This window comes from Psychrobacter sp. CR212 (genome assembly GCF_059693765.1).
In genome coordinates this window covers 373,236-385,868 of record NZ_JCATIF010000001.1, presented here as the reverse complement: position 1 = coordinate 385,868, position 12,633 = coordinate 373,236, and the positions used below count along the sequence as shown (strand labels likewise).

The window sequence follows — 12,633 nt, the reverse complement described above, 5'->3', positions numbered from 1 at the left end:
CATCATAGGTTAGATTGGTCATCAAAGCAACCTTTTATTAATTAATAGTCTTGCTTATATACAAAAAACATGTTTTAAATATATATTATATATTAAATTAATATATCTTAACTTTTATTGAATCTAAACTTGCCGTGAAATTGATGCGATATTGACAGTCATTACCTTGAGCTATCTGATATAAATACGAAGCAAATCTATAAATTTGATTAATGTGAGAATTGGATATCAAGAATTGCTGCCAGTAATATGGCATCATCAGGATACGTAAGCTTGATGTTTTGTCGACTACCCGGCACCAAACGTATAGGTAGCGCTAAGTGCTCAAAAGCACTGGCTTCGTCTGTGATGCTAAGCTGATGTTCAGACACATAGCGTAGGACGCGTTTTAGCTGACCTAAACGAAAAACTTGCGGGGTTTTTGCTTGCCATATGTTGCTACGGTCAATAGTGCATTTCGCATAAGGAATGAGTCTATCTTCCTCAGTAGGTGTGATTTTCTGATAGGAGCTCTTCAACGTATCGGCCGCCGGTGTCGCTAAGATAGCACCATAAGGCTCCCTCATCGCCGCTTTAATAACTCGATCGATATCCACACTCGGTACAGCGGGACGTGCCGCATCATGAATGAGTACTAAATCCGAATCATCTCCGCCTGACTCACTGATGGCCTCTACCCCTGCCTGCACTGATTGCCAACGCTCGGCCCCACCCACTGCGTAATATATAGGAAGCTCAAACTCTAGCTCCTGCGCTGTGCTGTCGTCTGCTGCTACGACCAATAGGCATTTATTAATATAATCGCTATGACCAAGCCTAGCCACGCTGTGCTGCAACAACGTCTGCTCTTTTAGCATTGTGTACTGTTTGGCAATGGATGCACCAAAACGGCTGCCGCGACCAGCTGCGACGATCATGGCGTGTATAATAGGAGTTTTATTCATAGTGTGATACTGATGGTTGAACCCATGACGATATATTTAAAGAGAGATAGTGAAAATGATAAGAATGACGGATGGCTTTATAATAAATGATGGGGCTTGATATCACATCATACAGATCGATAGCTATAGCTTAATAGCTACTATGCGTCGTTGGTGCAGTTGATACTTGGACAAAAGTTTCATTTGGTTTGATTAAGCCCAAATCTAAGCGAGCGTGCTCTTCTACCGCCTCAAGTCCAGTTTTTAGATCTTGCACATCGGTACGTAATAGATTGTTTGCTGCCACTTGGTTATCATTTAAGCGTTGTTGCTCTTCAATTTGAGCCGTCAACTTGTTATGTTCAAAATGGCCATTTTCCCCCAGCCAATACTGATATTGCAATCCCAAAAGCACTGCAACGGCTAGAGCAAGTAGTATAAATTGGCTAAAATATTTCATAAGAGGACAACGCCAAACAACATAGAAAGAATGATATAAGAGTTTTAAGATGATTAGGCGATACACAAATGATTATATATCGCCTAGATTCAATGATAAGTTCGGCTTTTGAGCTTAGACTTTTTGACGCATATTACGCGTTAAAAAGCCAAGTCAGTCTGTTAACCACGTAGACCGATAAACTCTTCACGGCCACGGTAGCTTGCACGTACTTGCTGCTCGATGCGTAGCAATTGGTTGTACTTAGCAACACGGTCTGAGCGGCATAGTGAGCCTGTTTTGATCTGACCGGCAGCGGTACCAACTGCTAAATCTGCAATGGTGCTGTCTTCGGTTTCGCCTGAACGATGCGAGATGATGGTTGCATAGCCATTTTTCTTCGCCATATAAATCGCATCTAGCGTCTCTGACAATGTACCGATTTGGTTGAACTTAATCAAAATGGCATTGGCAATATGCTTATCGATACCTTCTTGCAAGATTGTAGGATTGGTCACAAATAGATCATCACCGACCAACTGGACTTTATCACCAATCTGCTCGGTCAGATACTTCCAACCATCCCAATCTGACTCATCAAGACCGTCTTCGATAGAGATAATAGGATACTGACGCGTGAGCCCAACGAGATAGTCTGAGAACCCTTGGCTATCGAAAGCTTTGTTGCCTTCGCCTGCCAATACGTATTGACCGTTCTTGTAAAATTCACTAGCCGCACAGTCTAGCGCAAGATGAATGTCTTCACCCGCTTTGTAGCCGACTTGTTCGATCGCCTGCATAATAACCGTGATGGCTTCTTCGTTGCTACGTAGATTTGGTGCAAAACCACCTTCATCACCAACAGCGGTATTTAAGCCTTGTGATTTCAATACAGACTTTAAGCTGTGGAAAATCTCTGTACCAGCACGCAGCGCTTCTGAAAAGCTGGTAAAGCCCACTGGCTCAATCATAAACTCTTGAATATCAACGGTATTGTCCGCGTGCTCGCCACCATTTAAGATGTTCATCATTGGTACAGGCATGGTCAATGACGTCTGATTACGCAAGTTAGCAATATACTGATGCAATGGCAGATTCTGTGACTTGGCAGCCGCTTCGGCCGTCGCAAGTGACACAGCTAGCATGGCATTAGCACCCAAGCTCTCTTTGTTTTCTGTGCCGTCTAGCGCAATCATGGCATCATCAATATCCTGCTGTTCAGTCACATCTTTATCAATCAAAGCACTGCGAATCTGACTATTGACGTTAGAAACGGCTTTTTTGACGCCTTTACCCATATAGCGAGATTTGTCGCCATCACGTAACTCAAGCGCTTCACGTGAGCCTGTGGATGCGCCACTTGGCGCCGCAGCACGGCCGACAGTGCCATCAGCTAAGATCACATCAGCTTCGATAGTTGGATTACCGCGCGAGTCTAAAATTTCACGAGCGCGAATGTCTTTAATTGCGGTGACGTTGTTGGTTTCTTCAGCGTACATAATGTCTGTTAATTCCTTTGGTCATGCCAAGTTTGTGAGATAAATAACGGCAGCTAGCATACAAAAAAGATAAAGCAAAATATCGTATAGCTCATATACCTAAAACCCCTTCAATCCTTACTGCCATGTGGCTATGCTTGCACACGATAGACGGTTTATTAATTGGGTTAATGCTTGGCTATAGTGCTTGGCATCATAGCATATATTTTACCAAACTTCCTTTATCTTACACTCACTTGCACTCATAAATATAATCAGGGTTAGCGGCGTCTAGTGCAACTCGATTGTCTGTGTCTATGACATATCAGAGCGACTATTTCAGTGATAATTTTACCAAACTGCTTTTCTTATCCATAGTAGATACCGTATTCTCAAGCGCAACCTCTGTCTTAAATCGTGTCAAGCGTAATGCATTCATCAAAACTGAGATGGAGCTGAGTGCCATCGCTGCTGCTGCAATCATCGGATTTAAGAACCCCAAAGCGGCAAGCGGGATACCAAGGCAGTTATAAATGAAAGCAAAAAACAAATTTTGTTTAATATTGCGTAGCGTTGCTTGCGCGATTTTTTGCGCGGCATCGATATGCATGAGTGACTCACCCATTAAACGGGCAGAAGCGCTGTGCTGCGCGACATCTGTTCCTTCAAACATTGCAAAACTGGCATCAGCGGTGGCCATTGCTGGCGCATCATTGACCCCGTCTCCTGCCATCGCCACCTTATGACCAGCCGCCTGCAATAACGCAATTTGGCTGGCCTTATCACGCGGGCTCATTTTGCCATAAGCTTTTTCAATACCCAGCTGCCCTGCCACATGATCGACGACCGACTGCTTATCACCACTCATCAAGATCACATTAATACCCGCATTTTGTAGCGCAGTGATTGCTTGCGGGGTATCCGCTTTCAAGTCATCTGCTAAGGCAAATGCGCCTAGTGGCTCATCATTGATACTAATGGCAACGGTACTGGCAATTTGCCATACTTTTGGCATCAGCTTAGGTAACGTCATATTAGCAAATTCAGCCGTCCCGACGTTTACTCGTCCAAGTCCTTCGATGTTTGCCTGTATACCAGATCCTTTTATCACACTGATATCAGTCACATCGAACAAAGACAGCTGACGCTCTTTAGCCGCGTTGGTCAAAGCAGTTGCCAATGGATGACTGGCATGTGCTTCGATACTGGCTGCAATTTGCAATACATCATTAACAGCGATCGACTTATCCACCATGACATGATCGACGATAGTGGGTCTGCCAATGGTCAGCGTGCCTGTTTTATCGAGCACCACCGTGTCAATATTCCCTGCCGCCTCGAGACTTTGCGCGTCTTTGAACCACACGCCATGACGCGCAGCAACCCCCATACCTGCCATGATAGCTGCTGGCGTGGCCAAACCAAGCGCACAAGGACAAGCAATGACCAATACTGAGACGGCGTGCATCAAGGCAGTATCGACCATACCAGTCAGCCACCATGTTAGGCCAAAAGTAACCAAAGCGATGGTCACTACAATTGGCACAAACACGGCGGTCACTCTATCAGCCAGCCTCGCCAAGTTAGCTTTTGAGCCTTGCGCATCACTCAAGGCTTGTACCATATCGCCCAGCTTGGTGTCACTACCCTTGGCACTCACACGATAGAGCAAACTGCCATTCTCCACCAAAGCACCTGCCAGCAATCCATCGCCCGCTTCTTTTTTGAGCGCTATTGACTCACCTGTTAAGTGACTCTCCACGCACCAGCCGCTACCATCTGTGACGATGCCATCGGTCGCGATACGGCTGCCTTGCTTGGCCCGCAAAATATCACCTATTTGTACATCAGACAATGCAATAGAGTGAAAATCGCCATTTGGCTGCTGCTGCTCGACTTCATCTGGCGTCAATGACAACAGTAAATCGATACTGTTTAAACTGTGTTTTTTGGTACGTTCCTCCAAGTATTTACCTGTCCGCACAAACGCAATAACCATCACCCCTGCTTCAAAATATACCGCAGGGCCATTACTGGCGATGTGTCCGCCCGCGTGTCCACTTTGCAAGAGACTACTCAAAGTGCCATCGCCATGAGTGAGCCACAGATAAGTCGAATAGGCCCATATCGTCACCGTACCAATCACCACCAGCACATCCATATTGGCAAGACCACCTTTGATGGATGCCCATGCGCTCTTATAAAATGGTAACGCAAAACCAAACTGTACAATCGTCGCTAAAATAAACTGAATCCAAATGGGCGGCATCCACGCCATCCCAGCACCCACCAACATACCTGCCATGCCCACCAAAAATGGCGCCAAGCATAGCCATAGTCCAATCAATCGCCACGGATACTGAGTCGCTGTCTCTTCATCTGTTTTTGCAAATAAACTGTCGCTGGCCTGTAGATTGGCAACAAAACCCGTCTTGTTTACCCATTCCGTGACCTGTTCTGGCGTCGTTTGCGTCGGATCATAATCTACATTTGCCGTCTCACCAGCAAAATTCACACTCACGTCATACACTGAAGGCTTTTTATTCAGCACCTTTTCGATTCGTGAAGCACAGGCCTGACACGTCATGCCATCAATCGCCAATTGCAGATGCGCACGTTGCGGTGCAAGTGGCGTATTTGATTGAATGTCAGTCTCGACATCGTAGGATTCATCACTAGTGGTACGGGTAGTATCATTCATAAAAATAACTCTTTATAGCGTCTATATACTCATAGAAGCCATAATAAAATATCAGTGGATTGACAAAAAAATCAAATAAAACAAGTAAAACACGATGACAATCAGTATGAATACGCTGTTTAGGCTATCCAATTATTATAGACAGACATATTGCAATATATTCAAGTAGCACCTATTAGATGGTCACAACCATCATCTATTCAAGTAAGCCTAAATCATTTAGTAAATAGCAGCAAACTAGGACAGCCATGGACGTAATCTATAATCAGAATTTTTAACCATTAAAAAACCAGCTAACATGCCAGTAATCATGGTAGCTGGTTTTGTAGATAGATGACGACATTTATGAATTAGCGACAGTCGCCTCAAATCCAGCCTCATCAATGATCGAAGCAATCGCTTCTGCACTGGTTTTGCTATCATCAAAGGTGATCGTTGCTAAATTATCAGCTAAATCCACGGTGATCGTATCTAAACCGTCAATATCGGCAGTAGCAGTATGGACACTTGCCACACAGCCGCTGCAAGTCATACCTTCAATTTGAATAATACGTGTTTGGCTTGCCATGGTTGGCTCCTTATTTTTATTAGTGAAAAGTAGCCTTGATAGCTGTTCTTCAATATTTACTTCTCAAAACCTATCAAAGCACCACTAAACAAGCATAAGCCCTATCATCAGCGACAGCAAGACACTTTGGTTGTTACTTTATTAACGAGATGCTATTAACAAGACAGGAACTTCTTAATAAAAACCTGAACGCTACTCATTGCTTATGTAGCATTCAGATCGTCCATATATCTTAGTCTTTATGATGCGGATTTTGCGGCGCATCCATAGGAAATGGCTGAGTCACATAATCAACCATACTAATCGCCGCTGTCAAAGCATGAATACTCGTATCCGTATCATCATAACTGACCGTTGCAATATCATGCACAGGATCTAGATCGATAGCAGTCACGCCTGAGATATTTTTAAGAGCGGTCATTACACTATCTAGACCAGCTTCATCGTCGATATTTTCTATACTGACTTGTGCGGTTTGAATCGCCATTGCATCACCCTCTTATCATTTATAATATCAATGAGTATCTAATGTCTCAAAGCCTTTGACCAGATCATCAATCTGCTTAAGCTGACGCAAAAACGGCTCTAGCTGGCTCATGCGCAGCGCACATGGCCCATCACATTTCGCCGTTTCTGGATTTGGGTGCGCCTCTAAGAAAAGCCCTGCCAACCCTGTCGCCATACCAGCACGTGCCAGTGTCGTAATCTGCTCACGGCGCCCACCTGCACTGTCACTACGCGCGCCTGGCTGCTGCAAGCTATGTGTCACGTCAAAGAATACGGGGATATCCATCTGCTTCATGGTATCAAATCCGAGCATATCAACGACTAAGTTGTTATAACCAAAGGCACTACCACGCTCACAAAGTATCAGCTTATCATTACCGCCTTCTAGACACTTATTGACGATATGACGCATCTCATGCGGCGCCAAAAACTGTGCCTTTTTGATATTGATAATCGCGTCCGTCTTTGCCATCGCATGAACCAAGTCCGTCTGACGTGACAAAAAAGCTGGCAACTGGATAATATCAGCAACTTCAGCGACTGGTGCTGCTTGATGAGGCTCATGTACATCAGTGATAATCGGTACTTGGAATTTTTCTTTGATTTGCCCAAGCCAATCGATACCTTGCGCGAGTCCTGGCCCTCGGTATGAATGCAGGCTTGAGCGGTTGGCTTTATCAAAACTCGCTTTAAACACATAGCCGATACCCAAGCGCTCACATATCTCAACGTATTGCTCAGCAATCTCAAACGCCAACTCTTTAGATTCTAAGACGTTCATCCCACCAAATAATACAAAGGGTTGATCATTACCAATGTTGATCGTCTTATTATTAGGCGTGTTAAGTGCAATGTGTGATTGTGCCGTTAATAGGTTTTCCATTTAGCCACTACCTCTTATTTTGTTATTAATATCTCCATCCCATATTGTAACCGATAGCCTGATTAAAAAAAGTATGCAAGCGTAATTACCGACTATCAATATCAATAACTACCAAATAATATGTCTAGTTGCTCAATATTAAGCCAAAAAAAAGACCAATCCGAAGATCAGTCTTTTTAGCAAACATCATGCTCTCACATAACAACAAATGCTTTAGTGATTACTATGTTTCGCTATGATTTTTTGCCGCTTTTACAAAGCTGTTGAACAGCGGATGACCACCGCGTGGTGAGCTAGTAAATTCAGGATGGAACTGTACAGCAACAAACCATGGATGCTCAGAGATCTCTACCGACTCTACCAAATGCTGCTTGGCAGAATAACCAGATATAGTCATACCCGCTTGCTCTAATGGCTCAATATAACGGTTATTCATCTCATAACGATGGCGATGGCGCTCAGTGATATTGTTAGCACCATAAATCTGAGCAAGCTTGCTACCAGAAACCAGCTCTGCTTGCTGCGCGCCTAGGCGCATGGTACCGCCGAGGTCTGAGTCATCGCTACGAATCTGTAGCTCGCCGCGCTCATCTAACCACTCAGTGATAAGCCCAATGATAGGCTCAGCTGTCTTACGATCAAACTCAGAAGAGTTGGCATTGATATTCAGTACATTGCGCGCATACTCTATCACGGCCAGCTGCATACCAAGGCAAATACCTAGATACGGCACATTATTTTCACGAGCATAGGTGATGGCTTTTATTTTACCCATCGTACCACGCTCACCAAAACCGCCTGGTACTAAGATAGCATTGGCTTCTTTTAGCTGCGCTAGTAGAGTGTCGTCATCTTCTAAACGCTCAGCATCGATGTAGTCGATTTTGACATCGACTTTATGCGTGATACCTGCGTGTAGCAATGCTTCGTTGATCGATTTATAAGCATCTGGTAGCTCAACGTATTTGCCAACCATCGCAACTGTCACTGTTCCTTCAGGATTTAGCTGGGCTTCAACTACTTTATCCCAATCGCTCAAATCCGCTTCGGGCACATCAAGACCGAAACGCTCACAGATGAGATCATCAAGGTCTTGCTCATGTAGCGTACGCGGTATTTGATAGATGCTTTGCGCATCTTCACACATAATGACCGCACGCTCTTCAACATTGGTAAACAGTGCAATCTTACGACGGTTGTCTTGTGAGATATGATGATCAGAGCGGCAGATTAAAATATCAGGCTGTAGACCGATAGAACGCAGCTCTTTTACAGAGTGCTGTGTCGGCTTGGTTTTGGTCTCACCGGCACTGGCAATATAAGGTACTAAAGTAAGATGCATCAGCATGGCACGATTGCGCCCCAGCTCTACTTGCATCTGACGTACGGCTTCCATAAATGGAAGTGATTCGATGTCACCAACCGTACCGCCAATCTCGATAATCGCGATGTCATAGCCTTCGCCACTGGCAAGGATTTTGTTTTTGATTTCATCGGTAATATGCGGAATAACCTGTACCGTACCGCCTAGATATTCACCGCGACGTTCTTTATTCAAAACGTTCTGATAAATACGGCCACTGGTGAAGTTATTACTTTTACTCATTTTTGAGTGACGTAAAAAACGCTCATAATAACCCAAATCCAAATCTGTCTCTGCACCATCTTCGGTGACGAACACCTCACCATGCTGAAACGGACTCATCGTACCTGGATCGACGTTAATATACGGATCCATTTTGGTCATCGTGACAGTCACGCCACGTGCTTCTAAGACCGCTGCAAGAGAGGCTGCGGTGATACCTTTTCCTAGTGAGGACACTACCCCACCGGTCACAAATATAAACTTGGTCATAGTACTCTGTCGGTAATTAGTAAAGAAGGATTTTACTAAAAATACGCTACAAAATATAGGGCAAAAGCACAAACTCTTTAAAACACTCAGTTTTTAACGCTTAATTGTCATAAGTGCGTAATCATCGTAAATACGTAGCTATTATAACCCACTGCGGCTTTAAAAAGGTCACAACAAAAAAACTCACCCCGAAGGATGAGTTTTTTATAATACGTTTTCTAATGTTTAGATTAGAATTTGTATTCTAGACCAGCACCGACCACGAAGACGCTAGCATCACCACGCGCTCTGACAAGAATATCTTTATCACCGTCATCTTGACCAGCAATGAAAAGATCATTTTTTAAGTCTGCAGTGTTATTACCGACATAAGCATGTGCAATTATATTCTTTCTAAAGCTATATTTACCGCCTACGACGATTTGATCTGAATTATTTTCATTAATGCCTCTTAAGTTATCCGTTTTATTGTACTGTGCATATATTGAGGCTGGACGAGCGAGGTTACTTAGACCCATCTCAGCACTTAATATCAATCCTTTTTCAGTTTCATTAGTATCATCAAAATCAGCTTGTTGGTATAGAGCGCCCACTTTTACTGGATAAGCAACATAATTACTTAGATCGACAGTAGCCGTCCCACGGATCATATCGCCGCCCGTATTAGTACTACTGGGATTTTTAGTAGCCAGATCACTCTGATAAGCAACACCAGCCGTAAAGCCATTGCCTGGATTAAATAGTAATGAGGCACCATAGCCGCTGTCACGACTATTATCGTCAGATATAAAGTCTTCATCAGCACCATACTGCAACGCAAGCTCTAATGGTAACTCATTGTATTTAGGCGCTTTCCAGACGATAGAGTTATTAACTCGGTAACCATCAGCTAAGGTTAAAGCATTGGCTAGTGTATTTTTGCTTAAACTACTAGCACCCACATTGTCCCAGTAACCTTCATTGACCGTGACATTATCGATATAATCAACGACTGAGTAGTTACGACCAAAGCGGAATTCGCCAAGGTCTTTATTCTTTAGACCCAGATAAGTATCACGGCTTTTAAAACCGATGTTACTGCTGCCACTATCATCAACCTTGATTCCATACTCTAATTGGTAGATCACATCAGTATTGGCAGTCATGGCTTCAGAACCTTTGAAACCAATACGTGAAGATTTTGATGCGATTTCTACTGAACTGTTTTCTTCATTAATGCTTATACTACTATCGTCCATAGCTTCTCGTTCGAATGAAGCATTGACATAGTTGGCGGTAACAAATGCTTTGCCATAAACAGTCGGTGCCGCTTGAGCTGTAGATACTAATAGCATTGCGACTGATGAGGCTAAAAATAGTTTTTTCAAAAGACATCTCCACTTTACAATTTTTTTGATAAATTGGCTAAGATTGGCCGATATATATAATGGCAGGGTGACTACCCTATAGAACATTTATATATATGAGCTAGAAGCATTACTTAGACACAACTTTACCAACCAAATATTACAGTAAGGTGAAAAAACCAAAATTTACACAAATGTTATTATTAATTTTACGGATTCTGTTATTTAAGACACGCTGTTGTTCAAGACACAGTATTGATTACAAAACAAAAAAACCCACCCCGAAGGATGAGTTTTTTATAATACGTTTCTAATGTTTAGATTAGAATAAGTATTCTAGACCGCCACCGATAGCGAGTACATCAATATCACCACGTAAGTCGATTTCATTAACATTGCCGTCTTCGTCTCTCGAACCAAAACGACCATTGTTTAATTCCGCTGAATTTAGACCAGCATAGGCATGAGCGATCATATTATTTTTAAACGCATATTTGCCACCTACAACGACTTGATTTGAGTCATTATTCTCAAGACCACTGATATTGTCGGTTTTGTCATACTGAATATAAACAGAGGCTGGACGGGCAAAATTCGAAAGACCCATTTCAGCACTCACCACTAAACCGTCCTCTGTTGCAGTAGTAGTACCGGCATAGTCAGCTTCTTGATATAGAACGCCTAACTTTACAGGAGCTGCGATATATTTACCTAAATCGACGCTAGCACTGCCACGGATAATATCACCACTAACACTCATGTCTTGCTCATAAGCAATACCAGCGGTAATGCCTGTACCTGGATCAAACATCAATGAGGCACCATAGCCTGCGTCACGACCACTCTCAGATATAAAGTCTTCATCAGCACCATACATCAGCGCAAGCGCTAATGGTAGGTCATTGTATTTAGGCGCTTTCCAAACGATTGAATTATTGATACGGTTACCAACGGTCGGGGTCAAAATATTAGCAAAGCTGTCGTTGTTGTTCAGAGTACTAGAGCCAAGATTATCCCAATAACCTTCATTAACTGATACGTTATTGATATAGTCAATGACTGTGTAGTTACGACCAAAGCGGAATTCACCGAAGTCTTTGTTGACTAGACCAAGATAAGTGTCACGGCTTTTGAAGCCAATGTTATCGCTACCACTATCATCAACTTTAACGCCGTACTCTAATTGGTAAATTACGTCAGTGTTGGCCGTTATCGCTTCAGAGCCTCTGAAGCCTAAACGTGAAATATTAGAATTAACTTGTAATGAACCGTTGTCTTCATTAATTCTGTTATTATTATCCATATTCTGACCATCAATTTCAGCATTAACGTAATCAGTAGTAACGAATACTTTACCATAAACGGTTGGTGCTGCATTGGCTGCTGATACAGATAGGGCTGCGATTGCTGTAGCTAAAAGTAGTTTTTTCATGGGGTATCTCCACTTTACAATTGTAGTAATGAGCAAGCTGTTATTAGCTGGCGCCCATAATGGTATCGTCACAAATCCTCAAAGATATAATGTGTAACTGGCTACCGAGATTAGTCAGAAACAAGTGTGGCGAAGTTCTATTACAGTAAGATGAAAAGAACAATAATTTACATGACTGGGATTAAGAGCGTAACTGCCGTGTAACCTGTTGTCTTTATCACTCCATTGCGTAACATCCGTTACCAAACTCATACTTCGAGTACAAGCATAACAACTTTGACATAATTTGCAACATATTTTTTCGCTTTTTCGATACCCCCAGTATCAAATGACAAGTCACCTATAAAATCCAAATAGCTACAAAAAAAAGCGCTATCTACTCAAGCAGATAGCGCTTTTATTGATTAATATCATTACTTATAGTATTAAAATACTTTAATAAAAACAAAATAATTGCCCAAGAAATAGCGCTATCCATTGATAAATAAATAGCGCTTATGA

10 protein-coding genes are annotated in these 12,633 nt (G+C 42.8%); all 10 read right to left on the bottom strand.

All coding sequences use genetic code 11. The annotated features are described in order from the left end of the window. Positions 1–209: 209 nt before the first annotated feature. Positions 210–944, bottom strand: a complete 735-nt coding sequence (gene ispD, locus AC58CZ_RS01650; protein WP_494223524.1) for a 2-C-methyl-D-erythritol 4-phosphate cytidylyltransferase — start codon at positions 942–944, stop codon at positions 210–212. Between the two features lie 130 nt (positions 945–1,074). Further along, positions 1,075–1,383: a septum formation initiator family protein gene (locus AC58CZ_RS01645; RefSeq protein ID WP_058024088.1), complete on the bottom strand. Its 309-nt coding sequence runs from the start codon at positions 1,381–1,383 to the stop codon at positions 1,075–1,077. A gap of 161 nt (positions 1,384–1,544) precedes the next feature. Then, entirely contained in the window at positions 1,545–2,861 is a 1,317-nt protein-coding gene (gene eno, locus AC58CZ_RS01640; protein ID WP_494223525.1) for a phosphopyruvate hydratase, read from the bottom strand. Positions 2,862–3,174: 313 nt separating this feature from the next. Continuing rightward, positions 3,175–5,541, bottom strand: a complete 2,367-nt coding sequence (locus AC58CZ_RS01635) for a heavy metal translocating P-type ATPase (protein ID WP_494223526.1) — start codon at positions 5,539–5,541, stop codon at positions 3,175–3,177. A gap of 343 nt (positions 5,542–5,884) precedes the next feature. Further along, the gene (locus tag AC58CZ_RS01630) at positions 5,885–6,109 is read right to left on the bottom strand and encodes a heavy-metal-associated domain-containing protein (RefSeq protein ID WP_075106792.1); all 225 of its coding nucleotides are present in this window, start codon (positions 6,107–6,109) and stop codon (positions 5,885–5,887) included. 232 nt (positions 6,110–6,341) lie between these two features. Further along, the gene (locus AC58CZ_RS01625) at positions 6,342–6,596 is read right to left on the bottom strand and encodes a heavy-metal-associated domain-containing protein (protein ID WP_075106793.1); all 255 of its coding nucleotides are present in this window, start codon (positions 6,594–6,596) and stop codon (positions 6,342–6,344) included. Positions 6,597–6,623: 27 nt separating this feature from the next. Further along, a complete protein-coding gene (kdsA, locus tag AC58CZ_RS01620) occupies positions 6,624–7,499 on the bottom strand; it encodes a 3-deoxy-8-phosphooctulonate synthase (RefSeq protein ID WP_075106794.1) in 876 nt (291 codons plus the stop codon). Positions 7,500–7,722: 223 nt separating this feature from the next. Next, complete coding sequence (gene pyrG, locus AC58CZ_RS01615; RefSeq protein WP_071002133.1) at positions 7,723–9,354, bottom strand: CTP synthase; 1,632 nt, start codon at positions 9,352–9,354, stop codon at positions 7,723–7,725. A gap of 230 nt (positions 9,355–9,584) precedes the next feature. Continuing rightward, positions 9,585–10,721 (bottom strand): porin, encoded by a 1,137-nt coding sequence (locus tag AC58CZ_RS01610; RefSeq protein WP_494223527.1) that lies wholly within the window; start codon positions 10,719–10,721, stop codon positions 9,585–9,587. A 301-nt stretch (positions 10,722–11,022) separates the two neighbouring features. Then, positions 11,023–12,132, bottom strand: a complete 1,110-nt coding sequence (locus tag AC58CZ_RS01605) for a porin (protein ID WP_494223528.1) — start codon at positions 12,130–12,132, stop codon at positions 11,023–11,025. Positions 12,133–12,633 lie beyond the last annotated feature (501 nt).